Annotated in this window: 15 protein-coding genes; 10 read left to right on the top strand and 5 right to left on the bottom strand. The window is 63.3% G+C overall.

From position 1 onward, the window contains the following. Positions 1 to 47 precede the first annotated feature (47 nt). The 3 genes from parE to AB7849_RS05415 all read left to right on the top strand — a co-directional run bounded on the left by parE (position 48) and on the right by AB7849_RS05415 (position 3284). Positions 48 to 1937, top strand: a complete 1890-nt coding sequence (gene parE, locus AB7849_RS05405) for a DNA topoisomerase IV subunit B (RefSeq protein WP_008208253.1) — start codon at positions 48 to 50, stop codon at positions 1935 to 1937. Positions 1938 to 2051: 114 nt separating this feature from the next. Next, positions 2052 to 2633, top strand: coding sequence for a fasciclin domain-containing protein (locus tag AB7849_RS05410; protein WP_092703444.1), 582 nt, complete (start codon positions 2052 to 2054; stop codon positions 2631 to 2633). A 129-nt stretch (positions 2634 to 2762) separates the two neighbouring features. Further along, positions 2763 to 3284, top strand: coding sequence for a 3-hydroxyanthranilate 3,4-dioxygenase (locus AB7849_RS05415; RefSeq protein ID WP_008208248.1), 522 nt, complete (start codon positions 2763 to 2765; stop codon positions 3282 to 3284). A 33-nt stretch (positions 3285 to 3317) separates the two neighbouring features. Here AB7849_RS05415 and AB7849_RS05420 read toward each other — a convergent pair whose 3' ends face one another. Beyond that, a complete protein-coding gene (locus tag AB7849_RS05420; RefSeq protein ID WP_157617999.1) occupies positions 3318 to 3860 on the bottom strand; it encodes an NUDIX hydrolase in 543 nt (180 codons plus the stop codon). A gap of 184 nt (positions 3861 to 4044) precedes the next feature. On the opposite strand from AB7849_RS05420, the gene AB7849_RS05425 reads away from it, so the two are divergent. Then, positions 4045 to 5580 carry an amino acid permease gene (locus tag AB7849_RS05425; protein WP_008208245.1) on the top strand — a complete coding sequence of 512 codons (1536 nt, stop codon included), beginning with the start codon at positions 4045 to 4047 and terminating at the stop codon, positions 5578 to 5580. A gap of 88 nt (positions 5581 to 5668) precedes the next feature. Then, positions 5669 to 7141: an amino acid permease gene (locus AB7849_RS05430; protein ID WP_008208243.1), complete on the top strand. Its 1473-nt coding sequence runs from the start codon at positions 5669 to 5671 to the stop codon at positions 7139 to 7141. A gap of 482 nt (positions 7142 to 7623) precedes the next feature. Here the strand turns inward: AB7849_RS05430 and AB7849_RS05435 are convergent, their stop codons facing one another. Further along, positions 7624 to 7956, bottom strand: a complete 333-nt coding sequence (locus tag AB7849_RS05435) for a high-potential iron-sulfur protein (RefSeq protein ID WP_008208242.1) — start codon at positions 7954 to 7956, stop codon at positions 7624 to 7626. A gap of 161 nt (positions 7957 to 8117) precedes the next feature. On the opposite strand from AB7849_RS05435, the gene AB7849_RS05440 reads away from it, so the two are divergent. From AB7849_RS05440 to AB7849_RS05455, 4 genes are all read left to right on the top strand, one after another. Continuing rightward, positions 8118 to 8765 (top strand): methylthioribulose 1-phosphate dehydratase, encoded by a 648-nt coding sequence (locus AB7849_RS05440; protein WP_008208240.1) that lies wholly within the window; start codon positions 8118 to 8120, stop codon positions 8763 to 8765. Then, entirely contained in the window at positions 8762 to 9331 is a 570-nt protein-coding gene (locus tag AB7849_RS05445; protein ID WP_008208238.1) for a 1,2-dihydroxy-3-keto-5-methylthiopentene dioxygenase, read from the top strand. The genes AB7849_RS05440 and AB7849_RS05445 overlap by 4 nt, the downstream gene beginning before the upstream one ends. Before the next feature lie 104 nt (positions 9332 to 9435). Beyond that, positions 9436 to 10122, top strand: a complete 687-nt coding sequence (gene mtnC / locus AB7849_RS05450) for an acireductone synthase (protein WP_008208236.1) — start codon at positions 9436 to 9438, stop codon at positions 10120 to 10122. Positions 10123 to 10132: 10 nt separating this feature from the next. After that, positions 10133 to 11173, top strand: a complete 1041-nt coding sequence (locus AB7849_RS05455) for a C13 family peptidase (protein WP_008208235.1) — start codon at positions 10133 to 10135, stop codon at positions 11171 to 11173. A 10-nt stretch (positions 11174 to 11183) separates the two neighbouring features. Here AB7849_RS05455 and AB7849_RS05460 read toward each other — a convergent pair whose 3' ends face one another. Further along, entirely contained in the window at positions 11184 to 11414 is a 231-nt protein-coding gene (locus AB7849_RS05460) for a hypothetical protein (protein ID WP_008208234.1), read from the bottom strand. Positions 11415 to 11429: 15 nt separating this feature from the next. Then, entirely contained in the window at positions 11430 to 11693 is a 264-nt protein-coding gene (locus tag AB7849_RS05465; protein ID WP_202799608.1) for an ArsR/SmtB family transcription factor, read from the bottom strand. A gap of 426 nt (positions 11694 to 12119) precedes the next feature. On the opposite strand from AB7849_RS05465, the gene AB7849_RS05470 reads away from it, so the two are divergent. After that, positions 12120 to 13871, top strand: a complete 1752-nt coding sequence (locus tag AB7849_RS05470; RefSeq protein ID WP_237711749.1) for a retropepsin-like aspartic protease — start codon at positions 12120 to 12122, stop codon at positions 13869 to 13871. A gap of 230 nt (positions 13872 to 14101) precedes the next feature. On the opposite strand, the gene hisIE is transcribed toward AB7849_RS05470, so the two are convergent. Then, positions 14102 to 14734: a bifunctional phosphoribosyl-AMP cyclohydrolase/phosphoribosyl-ATP diphosphatase HisIE gene (hisIE, locus tag AB7849_RS05475; RefSeq protein ID WP_092703432.1), complete on the bottom strand. Its 633-nt coding sequence runs from the start codon at positions 14732 to 14734 to the stop codon at positions 14102 to 14104. Between the last annotated feature and the right edge of the window lie 96 nt (positions 14735 to 14830).

Genomic DNA, 14830 nt, shown 5'->3' on the forward strand with positions numbered 1-14830 from the left:
GGCGGCCGACGCCATCCTGCATTGTTCCGTCTACGCCGATCACACGCATGAGCAGTCGCTACAACGCCGCCGACATTGAAGTCCTTTCCGGCCTGGACCCGGTCAAACGCCGGCCGGGCATGTACACCGACACCACCCGCCCCAACCACATGGCGCAGGAGGTGGTGGACAACTCGGTGGACGAGGCGCTGGCCGGCCACGCGAAAAACATCGATGTCGTCGTCTACGGCGACGGCTCGGTCGAAGTCAGCGACGACGGCCGCGGCATGCCGGTGGACATCCATCCCGAGGAAGGCGTCCCCGGCGTCGAGCTGATCCTCACCCGGCTGCACGCGGGCGGCAAGTTCAGCGGCAAGAACTACAACTTCTCCGGCGGCCTGCACGGCGTGGGCGTGTCGGTGGTGAATGCGCTGTCGACCCGCGTCGAAGTCACCATCCGTCGCGACGGCAACGAATACCGCATGGCGTTCGAGAACGGCGATCGCGTCAGCGAGCTCGAAATCATCGGCAGCGTGGCGAAGAAGAAGACCGGCACCACCGTGCACTTCTGGCCCGACCCGAAATATTTCGACTCGCCGAAGATCTCGCTGGGCAAGCTCAAGCACCTGCTGCGCGCCAAGGCCGTGCTGTGTGCGGGCCTGCGCGTGAAATTGCTCGACGAGGCCAGTGGCGAAACCAGCGAATGGTTCTACGAGGACGGCCTGCACGACTACCTGCGCGGCGAGCTGGGCCAGGCCGAGACCTTGCCGCAGGAACTGTTCGTGCACCATGTGGCACGCGACACCGAAGGCATGGACGTGGCCCTGACCTGGTTGCCCGAAGGCGAACTGGTGCAGGAAAGCTACGTCAACCTGATTCCCACCGCGCAGGGTGGCACCCATGTCAACGGCCTGCGCTCGGGCCTGACCAACGCCATCCGCGAATTCTGCGACATCCGCAACCTGCTGCCGCGCGGCGTGAAGCTGGCGCCGGAAGACGTGTGGGAACGGCTGTCGTTCGTGCTCAGCGCCAAGTTGCTCGACCCACAATTCGCCGGCCAGACCAAGGAGCGGCTGTCCTCGCGCCAGGCCGCCGCGCTAGTCGAGAACGTGATCCACGACGCCTTCAGCCTGTGGCTGAACCAGAACGTGGACACCGGCGAACGCATCGCCCAGCTCGCCATCGAGCACGCCAGCGCGCGGCTCAAGGCGGCCAAGCAGGTGGTGCGCAAGAAGATCACCCAGGGCCCGGCGCTGCCCGGCAAGCTGGCCGACTGCACCGCCACCGACCTCAGCCGCACCGAGCTGTTCCTGGTCGAAGGCGACTCCGCCGGCGGCAGCGCCAAGCAGGCGCGCGACAAGGAATTCCAGGCGATCCTGCCGTTGCGCGGCAAGATCCTCAACACCTGGGAAGTGGAATCCACGTCGGTGCTGGCTTCCGAGGAAGTGCACAACCTCGCCGTGGCGATCGGCTGCGACCCCGGCAAGGACGACCTCACCGGCCTGCGCTACGGCAAGGTCATCATCCTCGCCGATGCCGATTCCGACGGCCTGCACATCGCCACCCTGCTTTCCGCGCTGTTCCTCAAGCACTTCCCGCACCTGGTCAGCGAAGGCCACGTGTTCGTGGCGATGCCGCCGCTGTTCCGCGTGGACGTGGGCAAGCAGGTGTTCTACTGCCTCGACGAAGGCGAGAAGCAGGCCATGCTCGATCGCATCGAGCGCGAGAAGATGAAGGGCGCCGTCAGCACCACCCGCTTCAAGGGCCTGGGCGAGATGAATCCCCCGCAGCTGCGCGAATCCACCATCCACCCCGATACGCGACGATTGGTGCAGTTGACCGTGGGCGATGACGATGGCACCGCGAAACTGATGGACATGCTGCTGGCGAAAAAGCGCGCCAGCGATCGCAAGGCGTGGCTTGAGGAAAAGGGCGACCTGGCCACGCTGGAAGTGTGAATGCCGCCGGCGGCGATTGAACCTTCGCCGCAACGCCATTGCATCCGCCGGCCCATGGGCCACGTATCTCCCTGTGCTTCCAGTCCGGAAGTCATTCCCTCAGGGAGATACCCCATGAAACTGCTCAATCGCCATGTCCGCGTGCTGTCCACCGCCCTCGCCTTCGCCCTGATCGGGCTGCCGCTCGCGGCCAGCGCGACGCCAAACAACATGGACAAGACCGTGATGGTGGGTGGCGCCGCGATGTATCCGTCGCGCAACATCATCCAGAACGCGTTGAACTCGAAGGATCACACCACCCTCGTCGCCGCGGTGAAAGCTGCCGGTCTGGTCGGTACGCTGGAAGGCAAGGGCCCGTTCACCGTGTTCGCGCCCACCAATGAGGCGTTCGCGGCGCTGCCCGCCGGTACCGTGCAAACCCTGCTGAAGCCCGCGAACAAGGCCACGCTGGTGAAGATCCTCACCTACCACGTAGTGCCCGGTCGCTACACCGCGCAGGACCTGGCCGCGAAAGCCGCTGCCCACGGCGGCAAGGCCGAGCTGAAGACGGTCGAGGGCGAAAACCTCACCGTGAGCAAGGACGGCAGTGGCTGGGACGTCACCGACGCCAAGGGCAACACCGCCCACATCACCATTGCCAACGTGATGCAATCCAACGGTGTGATCTTCGTGATCGACAAGGTGTTGATGCCGTAAGCGGAAAGTCGCGGGCATTCGTCCAGAGGCGGCAAGACCCAAGGCACGCAAACCGCCCCGCCCGCCGGGGCGGTTTGCGTGGGGCAGCAGCGGCGCTAAGGTAGGCGGATCTTCCATGGATCGCCGGACATGGCCCTCACGCCTCCGTTCAACCTGCAGTGCTGGATCGACGAACACCGCCACCTGCTCAAGCCGCCGGTGGGCAACAAATGCATCGTCGATGGCGATTTCATCGTGATGATCGTCGGCGGCCCCAACGCGCGCACCGACTACCACTGGGACGAAGGCCCGGAATTCTTCTACCAGATCGAGGGCGAGATGGTGCTGAAGGTGCAGGACGATGGCGTGGCGCGCGACCTGCCGATTCGTGCCGGCGAAATGTTCTACCTGCCGCCACGCGTGCCGCATTCACCCCAGCGCATGCCCGAATCGATCGGCCTGGTGGTCGAGCGTCGCCGCCTGCCGCACGAGAAGGACGGCTTGCTGTGGTTCTGCGAGCGCTGCAACCACAAGCTGTTCGAAGCGTATTTCGTGCTGGAAAGCATCGAGCACGATTTCCCGCCAGTATTCAACCGCTTCTACGGTTCACGCGAAGCCCGCACCTGCGAAAGCTGCGGGCACCTCAATCCGGCACCGGCGAAATACGCGTAGGCGCGGCTTCCGCCGCAGCCACAGCCGCCCAGGCTATGCGCGCGCCAGCCACTTGCGCGCCATCCGCCGCAACGACTCGTCCGCCTGCTCGTCCTGCGCGATCTCGTCGATCGGCCACCATGCCAGCTCCAGCGATTCCTCGTTCGCCGCAAACGCTTCGGTCACCGTGGTGGTGACCACGTAGCGCACGTCGTAATGCCAATGCTCCGGCTCGTGGGCACGCGCTGGGATGCGATGCCGGTCGATGTCGAAAATGTTGTCCTTCACGCGCAACCCGGCAATGCCGGTCTCCTCCTGCGCCTCGCGCAGCGCCACCCGTGCCAGGTCGGCATCGCCATCGGCATGCCCGCCGGGCTGCAACCAGCGATCGAGTTTGCGGTGATGCATCAGCATGGCTCGCTGTCCATCCGCGCTCACCAGCCAGGCCGATCCGGTGAAATGTCCCTCGCCGTGGCTGCGCCGGAAAACATCCGCATGCGAATGCAGAAATTCGACGAACTGCGCGACGGGCTCGCCCTCCCCCTGCCATTGGTCATGGTAGTGCCGCAGGGCAGCGTCCAGCGATTCGCTTGGCATCGTCATGTGCGCTCTTTTTGTGTTGCAAAACAGCGCCCAGCATACCTCCTTGAGACACCGGCCAACGCTTGTATGGCGGGGCCGCGCTGGGCTATGGTGGCTCGCTGATGCGTCGCAGACGCAGGGACAACGCACCGCAGCGGATACAGCCGCGGGCGTCATCGTTTGTCATGAGGGGAGCCTGATGTTCAAGAACCTGTTCGCCACCCACCCGATCGACGCCATGCCGGAGGTGGAAGCTGGCGAAGTCGTCCTTGGCGATGCCCATGGCGTGCACGGCGATCCCACGCTGAAACGCGCACTGACCGCGAAGCACCTGGTCATGCTGGGCGTCGGCGCCGTGATCGGCGCGGGCATCTTCGTGCTGACCGGCACCGCCGCCGCACAGTTCGCCGGCCCGGCGCTGGTGATCAGCTTCATGATGGCGGGTTTCACCTGCGCGCTGGCCGGCCTGTGCTATGCCGAGTTCGCCGCCATGCTGCCGGTCTCGGGCAGCGCCTACTCCTATTCGTATGCCACGCTGGGCGAGGTGGTGGCCTGGTTCGTCGGCTGGAACCTGGTGCTGGAATACCTGTTCGCGGCCTCGACCGTGGCGGTGGGCTGGTCAGGTTATTTCAACGAGTTGCTGCGCATGCTCAGCGACTGGACCGGCCTCACCCTCACGCTGCCGCCATCGCTGGCCTCGGCGCCGTTCACCTTCAACGCGGCCGGCCACCTGGTGGCCACCGGCACCCTGATCAACCTGCCGGCGCTGCTGATCGTCGCCGCGATCAGCTGGCTGTGCTACCGCGGCATCACCCAGTCGGCCACGGTCAACGCGATCATCGTGGCGATCAAGGTCATCGTGATCCTGCTGTTCCTGGTGGTGACCTTCCACTTCCTCAATCCATCGCTGTGGCACCCGTTCATTCCCGCCAACGAGGGTGGCGCCACCTATGGCTGGAGCGGCGTGATCCGCGCGGCCACCCTGGTGTTCTTCGCCTACATCGGATTCGACGCGGTATCGACGGCGGCCGGCGAAGCCAAGAATCCGCAACGTGACATGCCGATCGGCATCCTCGGCTCGCTGGTGATCTGCACGGTGCTGTACATCGCCATGTCTGCCGCCTTGACCGGCCTGGCGCCGTTCCGTGATCTGAATACGCCCGAGCCGGTGGCTACCGCACTGAACTACGTGCTGGGCACGGTGGCGGCCGGCAGCATGGCCAGCCATATCCTGGGCGTACTGAAGATCCTGGTGGTGTTCGCTGCGCTGGCGGGCCTGAGCTCGGTGGTGCTGGTGATGCTGATGGGCCAGCCGCGCATCTTCTACGCGATGTCCGGCGACGGCCTGCTGCCGAAGGTGCTGGGCAAGGTGCATCCCAAGCATCGCACGCCCTACATCGGCACCATCATCGTGGGCGTGATCGCCGCCGTGCTGGCCAGCCTGTTCCCGGTCGACGTGCTTGGCGACCTGGTCTCGATGGGCACCTTGCTGGCGTTCACCACCGTCTGCATCGGCGTGCTGGTACTGCGCTATACCCGCCCCGAATTGCCGCGCTCGTTCCGCGTGCCGTGGCCGTGGGTGGTCTGCCCGCTGGGTGCGGCCGCGTGCCTGTTCCTGTTCTGGCAGGTGTTCACGCAGCGCTGGTGGCTGATCCTCGGCTGGACCGCCATCGGTTTCCTGATCTACGGCTTCTACGGCTACCGCAACAGCAAGCTGCGTCGTTCCGCCGCCTGACCCGATCCAACGAGCCGATGCCCTTGTGCATCGGCTCGTTCGTTTTTGCACCCGGCCGCTATCGCCCCTACGGAAGAAACCGATACCGATGCTCAAGCAGCTTCTTGCCCGCAAGACCGACTTCACCAACGACGATGACCTGCACGGCAACGGCCTGCGCCGTACGCTGGGCCCTTGGGGCGTCACTGCCCTGGGCATTGGCGCGGTCATCGGCACCGGCATCTTCGTGGTCACCGGCCAGGCCGCTGCCGAGCACGCCGGTCCGGCAGTGCTCATCTCGTTCCTGCTGGCTGCAATCTGCAGCGGTTTCACCGCGCTGTGCTATGCCGAATTCGCCACCCTGATCCCGATCTCGGGCAGCTCGTATTCCTACGCCTACGCCACCCTGGGCGAACTGCTGGCCTGGTTCATCGGCTGGAACATGGTGCTGGAATACGGCATCTCGGCTTCGGCCGTGGCCGCCAGTTGGACCGGTTACTTCACCAGCCTGCTCGACCATTTCGGCATGCATCTGCCGTCGACGCTGAGTTCCGCGCCACTGGCATTCACCAACGGCCACCTGGTCACCACCGGCGCGCTGATCAACCTGCCGGCTGTGGCCATCGTGCTGGCGCTGACCTGGCTGTGCTACGTCGGCATCAAGGAGTCGGCCGGCATCAACCTGATGATGGTCGCGCTCAAGGTGGGCCTGATCATCATCGTGGTGGTGGCCGGCTATCGCTATATCGACACCGCCAACTGGCACCCGTTCATCCCTGCGCAACAGGGGCCGGACAAATACGGCTGGTCAGGCATCTTCCGCGGCGCGGCGATGGTGTTCTTCGCCTACATCGGTTTCGAGGCCACCTCCACGGCCGCGCAGGAGTGCAAGAATCCGCAGCGCGACCTGCCCTTCGGCATGCTGGTGTCGCTGGCCATCTGCACCATTCTCTATCTGGCCATGGCCGCGGTGCTCACCGGCCTGATTCCCTACTCGATGCTGGATACCGTCGAGCCCGTCGTCACCGCCGTCAGGGCGCATCCGCAACTCGACTGGCTGCGCCTGGTGGTGGAAGTAGGCGCGCTGATCGGCCTGTCGTCGGTGATCCTGGTGATGATCATCGCGCAGCCGCGCATCTTCATGATCATGTCGCGCGACGGCCTGCTGCCGAAAGTGTTGGGTCGCATCCATCCGCGTCATCGCACGCCGCACATCAACACGGTGATCACCGGCCTGTGCATCGCCGTGCTGGCGGCCATCTTCCCGCTCGACCTGCTCGCCAACCTCACCTCGATGGGAACGCTGATCGCCTTCGTCGCCGTGTGCGCCGGCGTGCTGATCCTGCGCTACACCTCGCCCGAATTGCCGCGCACTTTCCGCGTGCCATGGGCCTGGGTGATCTGCCCGGCCGGCGTGCTCAGCTGCCTGGCCTTGCTGCTCACTTTCGAGTGGTTCAACTGGGCGTTGATGCTCGGCTGGACCGCGGTCGGGCTGCTTATCTACTTTGGTTACGGCTACCGTCACAGCCACCTTCGGCGGCAAAAAAACGCCTCTCAGGCAATTGTCGTCGAAAAGCCTTGATCGCCCTTTAAATCCCCGAAGAATTCACAAAAATCGCCTAAATGGCGCGAAATTCAATCCATGAGAGCATTCTTTCCCGGAAGTTAGGAGAGTGCCTCATGCCATTGATTTAAATGTAAAAATATTGCACCAACCATGAAACAGCGCTCATGGTTCGCCCACGCCGATCAACCGGAGTATGATCCTCAGTCCGTGGGTTGATCACTTGGCAGTGGGCCCCGGATCGCCGCCCGGCGCGTCAGGCGAGTCAGCTCCTCAGTCTGATGCGTCGGGCAGCATTTTTCGAAGCCCTCCGCTTCCAGCCTCCTCCGTCTCCATTCGATCCGTGTCGGCATGCCCTCTCTGCCGGCCGGCAAGTCATGCCCCATGCGCAGCATGCGCCTCGCGCATCCGTTGCCCGTGCTGCCGGCCACGCTGCAGCCATGAAAAAGGCCGGCGCAAAGGCCGGCCTTTCAAGCGAATCATGGCGAATGAAAAGGCGGTCAGGCCTTTTTCGGCGAGTGCGACACGCACCAGCCCTTCGCGCTGACCGACTTGCCCGGGAACAACTGGCACGGGCCATAACCCGTGGGACCGCCGGAATAGAACTGGCAGTTCGAGCAATCGTCACCCGCCTTGTGCTTGGGATTCTTGGTCGTGGTGTTGTCCTCGACGTAACCCAGCGCCTTGGCGGTGGGATCGGCATCGGTGACATGCGGCAGATCGGCTGCGCGAGCCATCCGCGGCAACCCGCCGGCAACAACCGCCACCGCTGCGGTGCCGGCGGCAATCTTGAGGAAACGGCGACGCGACTCGTTGCTTTCTTCGTTCGACATTGGGAACCTCCGTCGTGGACACAACTTGCACTGCGCAAAGGCAGTGAAACCGTCGTTATGCTACGCCTACCACCGCGGGCGCGGCGAGAATGGATCGCATTTCCACCCAAGAAGCCCTGCGGGCATGATGTATAGTTCCACTCATTTGGACGTCCATTTGCATGAGCCAGGCCTTGCCAGAAACCATCCCAACCACGCTGTTCGCCGAACGCGCCGATGCCGTGGCCGCTGCCGCACGTGAACTGTCGGCGCTCGGCTGGACACCAGCCACCAGCAGCAACTTCTCGATGCGCGTGGATGCCGACCACGCGGCCATCACCATCTCCGGTCGCGACAAGGGGCGACTGGGTCGCGACGACATCATGCTGGTGGACATGCAGGGCAAGGCCGTGGGCACCGACGCACGCCCCAGTGCCGAGACCGAGCTGCACACGCAGGTTTATCGCCGCTGGCCGCAAATGAACGCCGTGCTGCATACCCACTCGCGCACGCAGAGCGTGGCCTCGCGATTGTTCGCCAAGGCCGGCATGGTGCGACTGCAAGGCTGGGAGCTGCAAAAAGCCATCACCGGCTACACCACGCACGAAAGCGTGCTGCAAATCCCGGTCTTCCCCAACACCCAGCACATGCCGGAACTGGTGGCCCGAGTGGACGCATGGCTGGATGCCGGCAAACCGCTGCACGCCTACCTGATCGATGGCCACGGCATCTACACCTGGGGTCGCGACATGGCCGAAACCCGCCGCCACCTCGAAGCTCTGGAATTCCTGCTTGGCTGCGAACTTGATTTGAGGAGACTGTCCGCATGAGCCGCTTGCGCATCTTCGACGAAACCCGGCCCCAGACACCAATGGCCGAATACGCCAGCCATCCCGACATCACCCGCGAACTGGGCCGCGTCGGCGTGCGTTTCGAGCAATGGGCTGCCAACCAGCCCGTCGCCCCCGGCGCCAGCCAGGACGAAGTGATCGCCGCCTACCACGGCGACATCGATCGCCTGATGCGTGAGGAAGGCTACCAGTCGGTCGACGTGATCAGCCTGAAGCCCGACCACCCGGAGCGCGCCACGCTGCGGCGCAAATTCCTAAGCGAGCACACCCACAGCGAGGACGAGGTGCGCTTCTTCGTGGCCGGCGCGGGCCAGTTCACCCTGCATATCGACGGCAAGGTCTACGACGTACTGTGCGAGGCCGGCGACCTGATCGGCGTGCCCGATGGCACCCGCCACTGGTTCGACATGAGCGAATCGCCGTACTTCGTGGCGATCCGCCTGTTCACCAACAAGGATGGCTGGGTCGCGAACTTCACCGGCGAGGATATCGCCGACCGGTTCCCGCGCATGACGCCACATCCGGCGGCCGCTTCCGCCAGCTGATCGCGGAACCCTGACACGCACATGCGCCGCCCGGCCTTCGCCGGAGCGGCGCTTTGTTGTTACGCTGCATGCACCCTGCACACCGATATCCGGCGGTAACCACCATGTCCGAAATCCGCGCCATCGTCACCGACATCGAAGGCACTACCAGCTCGATCAGCTTCGTCAGGGACGTGCTGTTTCCCTACGCCCGCAAGCGACTGCCGGCCTTCATCGAAACCCATGGCGATCGCCCCGAAGTACAGCATTGGCTGCACGAGGCTGCGAAAGAAGCCGGTTACGTCGAGGCCACCCGGCAGGAAGTGGTGGAACTGCTGCTGCGCTGGATCGACGAAGATCGCAAGTCGACCGCGCTGAAAGCGCTGCAGGGGATGATCTGGCAGGAAGGTTACGAGGCGGGCGACTATCAGGCCCACATGTATCCCGAAGTCGCTGCGCGGCTTCGCGCATGGCGCGCGGACGGGTTGCGCCTGTATGTCTATTCCTCCGGCTCGGTACCCGCACAGAAACTGTTCTTCGGTTACAGCGAGGCAGGCGACCTGACCCCGCTGTTTGCCGGCTACTTCGACACCGAAACCGGCCCCAAACGCGAACGCGCCTCTTACGAACGCATCGCCGACGCCATCGGCGAACAACCGGAACACCTGCTGTTCCTGTCCGACATCGTCGAAGAGCTGGACGCAGCCCGCGCCGCCGGTTTCCGCACGGCATGGCTGGTGCGTCCGCCACATCCGTTGCCGGCCCAGTCACAACACCCCGCCTTCGCCGACTTCGACGCCATCGCACCCTGATCGATCCGCCATGCGCACCGTGATCATTGCCCTGCTCGCCTTCGCCGCAGGGGTTCTGCTGATGCTGTTCTCGGGCAGCCACGCTCCCGCACCTACCGTTCCACTGGTTCCGGTGAGCACAGCCACTGTCGCCACCACCGCATCACCCACTTCGCTGCCGGCCAGCAGCAGCTCCACGGTCAATCCCGCCGACAACAATGCCGATAACAACGCCTGGCCGGACAGCGCACCCACGCCCGAACAGGTGATGTACGCGCAACCATCGATGGTGCAGGACGCGTTGAACCACCTGAGCCCGCGCGTCCCCGGCAAGCCCAATCTCTACCTGATCGCCTTCGCCGGCGACGGCAGCCAGAATGTGTTCCGCAACGAAGCCGAATACGTCGCCCGCCTGTTCACTCGTCGTTTCGGCTCCACTACGCATGCGCTGGTGCTGGAGAACAATCCTGCGACGCTGCAGACGGCACCGCTGGCCGACTGGAGCAATCTGGAAATCGCGCTGGATGGGCTTGCCCGGGTGATGAAACCCGACGACATCCTGATGCTCTATTTCACCAGCCACGGTAGCGAGGACCACCAGCTGCTGGTGGACATGGACCCGTTGCCGCTGGACGCGATCGGCGCCACCGACTTGCCCGGCATCCTCGCCGAGCACCCGTTCAAGTGGAAAGTGATCGTGGTGAACGCCTGCTATTCCGGCGGTTTCATTCCACCGCTGCGTGGAAGCGACACGCTGGTGATGACGGCCGCGCGCAGCGACCGCAGCTCATTCGGCTGCGGCACCGAATCGGACATCACCTACTTCGGCCACGCCTGGCTGGTCGACGCGCTGAACCACACCGACAACTTCGTCGATGCGTTCCACCAGGCCAGCCACGAGATTGCCGATTGGGAAAAGCACGACAAGCTCACCCCATCGAAACCGCAGATATCCATCGGTAGCGGCATCGCCGCGCAACTGGCACGCTGGCGCAAAGGAATCACGCCGGGGCCGACCGTTCCATTCCGACCGGTACCACCCGCTCCGGCGACAACCAGCGCAGCGCCCTGATGCCACAAACTCACGACGGGATGTCGTTGAGCGTCTTCTCCACGCTAGCCAGCCGCGCCTCAATGCTTTCCAGCTTTGCCAACACCTGCCTGTTGGCGGCAACGGTGTCGTTGCTTGTATCGCCCCGGGCCGCCTCGGCCACCCTCGCCTTGCCCTTGTAGATTTCCCTGACCACGCCGTGCGCGCCCCAGGCCAGGATGGCGACAATCGGAATGAGAAAAACCGCGTAGCTGCTGAACATGACCCTCTCCCTTGTTTATTCGGACGCCACAGCCGCGACAATCGTCTTCTGATCGATCGTCAGACTGAATGGATGAATCGTGAAGCACTTCAACGCCTTGCCATCGTCGGACAATTCCAGGTGCCCGGTGACGAAACCGGCCTCTTCCAGCTTGGTCAAGTGCATGTACAACAACGGTCGCGACATGCCCAGCCGCCGCGCCAGTTCACTGACATGCATGGGTTCCCCCACCAGCATCGCCAGAATGCGCATCCGCTGAGGACTGGCGATCGCCGCCAACCGACTACTGAGTTCCTGCGCGCTGGGCGATATTTCTTTCAAAATATTTCTTCACATGTCATAAAAATATTACACGTGGAACGATAGTGCATTGATGCCCAAACCCTGTCAAGAGACAGGGGCTCGGGCTGAACATGGCTGAAGCGATGAAAGCTTGCCGCCGGGCTGGCCCGGATCACGGCGTGAATCAACCGCCGGCTGCTCGTCTCTTTCGGACTTCTTTCAGATAGCCGCAAAGACCGGCGCGGGACATGCTCATGCGGTCGACCACGACGGCAGCGGCATTGCGCACGCTCAACAGCCCATCAGCCTCGGCTTCGGAGTTTCCCATCATTTTTCACTAAGATGCCGCGAGCGCCGTGACCCATCGGCGTTTGAATTCCAAATACGCATATAGCGGTCTTGCGGCGCACAAGGGGGAACATCGTGATCAGGACGTTGCGTCTGGGCTTGACGGGTCTCTTCCTTTTGCTCACGAGCCCGGCTTGGGCGGGCACCTGCCACTTGATGTCCTACGGCACATTGCCGGTGGCCATGGTCGGTGAAAGTGCCACAACCATCGTGAAAGTCGATGGAAAAGACACGCGCTTCACCCTCGATACCGGCGCGTTCTTCAATACGATGTCGCGTGCCAAGGCACTGTCGCTGGGACTATGGCTGCGGCCTGCACCCTTTGGTTTTCGCTTGGGAGGTGTGGGCGGCTCTACCTCCGTCGATCTTGCGCAGGTGAAGAATTTCGGCATCCTCGGTACGACGATCAAACGTGTCGAGTTCATCGTCGGTGGCACAGATATCGGCCGCGGATTGCTCGGCGCCAATCTGCTCGACCTTGCCGACCTGGAAATCGATCTGGAAAACGGAAAAATGACTCTATTCCGCCCCCAGGGCTGCAAAAAAAGCGCATTGGCGTATTGGACAAAAGGCGGCAACTACGACGTAGTCGACACCGAGCCAGCCGAGAACAACAATGATCGGCGCACCTTTCTCAAGGTGACCATAGATGGCAAACAGGTGCGGGCGGTGCTTGATTCGGGTGCCTACGCCACCTTGCTCAGCCTTGACGCCGCCAAGCGGATCGGTATCCATCTTGACGGATCGAACGTCAAGGTGGGCAGACTCGGCTTCGGCATTGGCTCCAAGCCGGTCAAGACCTGGACGGTACCGATTGATTCGTTTTCAGTCGGCACGGAAACCATCCATCACAGCCAGATGGAGGTCATTGACGGCCGCATCGGCGGCGACACCGACATGCTGCTCGGCGTGGACTTTCTGCTCGCCCATCATGTGTACATCGCCAACAGCCAGCGAAAAATGTACTTCACCTATAACGGCGGACGCGTATTCACTTTCGCCAAAGCCACTGATGGAAGCCATCCAGCCACTGCTGCCAATCTCGGCGAAGCCGCGCTCACCACCGCCAGCGACTATGCGTTACGGGGAGAGGCGCACCTGTCGCGTGGCGAACTCGATGCTGCCGTGGCCGATTTGAGCAAGGCCATCCAGATGGCTCCGGCTGAAGCCCCTTACTACGCAGCTCGGGCGCGGGCTTACGCAACCGGGAAGCAGATTGATGCGGCCCGCGCCGACCTGGACAAGTCGTTGAGCCTTGATCCGAAAGACATCGATGCCCTGCTTTTGCGCGCCGAATTTCGCCTCAAACAGCATGATCTAACCGGTGCGACAGCCGACGTGACGGCAGCGAGCACGCTGGCAACGGCCGGTTCACCGCAGGCCCGACAGATCGCCTCCCTGGATATAGCACTGGGTCAACCGGCCGCTGCACTGCCGCTGCTCGACCAGTGGATCCAGATGCACGACGACGACGCCAGGCTCGGCATGGCACTCAACGCACGCTGCTGGGCGCGCAGCCTGAGCAACCAGATGCTCGACAAAGCCCTGCGCGATTGCCGCAAGGCGATCCGGCGCGACGGTAAAAAGCCCGCGTATCTCGACAGCCTAGGCTTGGTGCAGCTGCGGCTGGGACATTACGCAAAATCGATCGAGGCCTACGACCAGGCCGTCACGCTGATGCCAAAGTCGGCTTGGTCCTGGTACGGCCTCGGTCTGGCGGAACTCCGCAGCAGCCAAGCCGCCACGGGCAAAGCCTACTTGTCGGCGGCACGCTCGCTGGAACCGGGAATCGATGCGCGTGCTGCGAAGTTTGGCTTGCACCCGTAGGGCACGGATCGCCCTGAGCCTGCTCAATGCCATTACCGGCCGCGGTGCTCTCCGGTCTTTTAATCCCTGGGAGCGTGGGCGGTAGAAACTTTCGAGGCGAAAAAGTGGCTGCGTGAGGACAGATTTTCGACGATTCGCCGGCCCATAGTGGTTCTATGGGCCAAGAAGCGACGGACATATGGACCACGCAGCCACTTCTGCAGCCCGGAAGATTTCTGCCGCCCACGCTCCTACCTGGCGCGATGCCGATTTGCCAGCACCTTCGCCACATCTTCCAGCGACAGCCCGCGCGCCCGCAATGCCACGGTGAGATGAAATACCAGGTCCGCTGCCTCACCCAGCAATTCCTCATCGCCCTGCGCCACTGCCGCCAGCGCGGTTTCGACGCCTTCCTCGCCCACTTTCTGCGCGATGCGGCGAATGCCGCCTTCGAACAGCTGGGTGGTATAGCTGCCTTCGGGCCGCTTGGCGTGGCGTTGTTCGACCAGCGCATCGAGTTCGGCGAGAAAGCCCAGTGGCGGGCGCACTTCGGCGCTGTCGCCAAAGCAGCTGGAGGTACCGATGTGGCAAGTCGGGCCGTGCGGATCAGCCAGGATCAGCAAGGTGTCGGCGTCGCAGTCGATGCGGATACTCTTCAGTGCAAGGACGTGGCCTGAACTTTCGCCCTTGGTCCACAGGCGCTGCTTGCTGCGGCTGTAGAAGGTGACATGGCCGCTGGACTGCGTCTCGGCCAATGCTTCAGCGTTCATGTAGCCGAGCATCAGCACTTCGCCGCTGCGCCAGTGCTGCACGATGGCAGGAAGCAGGCCGTCGCCCTTGGCCCAGTCGAGGCGGGAAAGATCGTTGGGATTGCTGACGGTCATGAGGACACCTGTTGCCGACGAATACTGAAGCTGGCGGGAAAATCCATGGCCTCGTCATTCCAGCGAAAGCTGGAACCCAGCGCCTTTACTCCTGCA

Origin of the sequence: Rhodanobacter sp. FW021-MT20 (assembly GCF_041107475.1) — a bacterium.
Classification (GTDB): domain Bacteria; phylum Pseudomonadota; class Gammaproteobacteria; order Xanthomonadales; family Rhodanobacteraceae; genus Rhodanobacter_A; species Rhodanobacter_A glycinis.

Coding starts and splice junctions, on each gene's coding strand:
- parE (WP_008208253.1), top strand. CDS start 48: ATGAGCAGTCGCTACAACGCCGCCGACATTGAAGTCCTTTCCGGCCTG.
- AB7849_RS05410 (WP_092703444.1), top strand. CDS start 2,052: ATGAAACTGCTCAATCGCCATGTCCGCGTGCTGTCCACCGCCCTCGCC.
- AB7849_RS05415 (WP_008208248.1), top strand. CDS start 2,763: ATGGCCCTCACGCCTCCGTTCAACCTGCAGTGCTGGATCGACGAACAC.
- AB7849_RS05420 (WP_157617999.1), bottom strand. CDS start 3,860: ATGCCAAGCGAATCGCTGGACGCTGCCCTGCGGCACTACCATGACCAA.
- AB7849_RS05425 (WP_008208245.1), top strand. CDS start 4,045: ATGTTCAAGAACCTGTTCGCCACCCACCCGATCGACGCCATGCCGGAG.
- AB7849_RS05430 (WP_008208243.1), top strand. CDS start 5,669: ATGCTCAAGCAGCTTCTTGCCCGCAAGACCGACTTCACCAACGACGAT.
- AB7849_RS05435 (WP_008208242.1), bottom strand. CDS start 7,956: ATGTCGAACGAAGAAAGCAACGAGTCGCGTCGCCGTTTCCTCAAGATT.
- AB7849_RS05440 (WP_008208240.1), top strand. CDS start 8,118: ATGAGCCAGGCCTTGCCAGAAACCATCCCAACCACGCTGTTCGCCGAA.
- AB7849_RS05445 (WP_008208238.1), top strand. CDS start 8,762: ATGAGCCGCTTGCGCATCTTCGACGAAACCCGGCCCCAGACACCAATG.
- mtnC (WP_008208236.1), top strand. CDS start 9,436: ATGTCCGAAATCCGCGCCATCGTCACCGACATCGAAGGCACTACCAGC.
- AB7849_RS05455 (WP_008208235.1), top strand. CDS start 10,133: ATGCGCACCGTGATCATTGCCCTGCTCGCCTTCGCCGCAGGGGTTCTG.
- AB7849_RS05460 (WP_008208234.1), bottom strand. CDS start 11,414: ATGTTCAGCAGCTACGCGGTTTTTCTCATTCCGATTGTCGCCATCCTG.
- hisIE (WP_092703432.1), bottom strand. CDS start 14,734: ATGACCGTCAGCAATCCCAACGATCTTTCCCGCCTCGACTGGGCCAAG.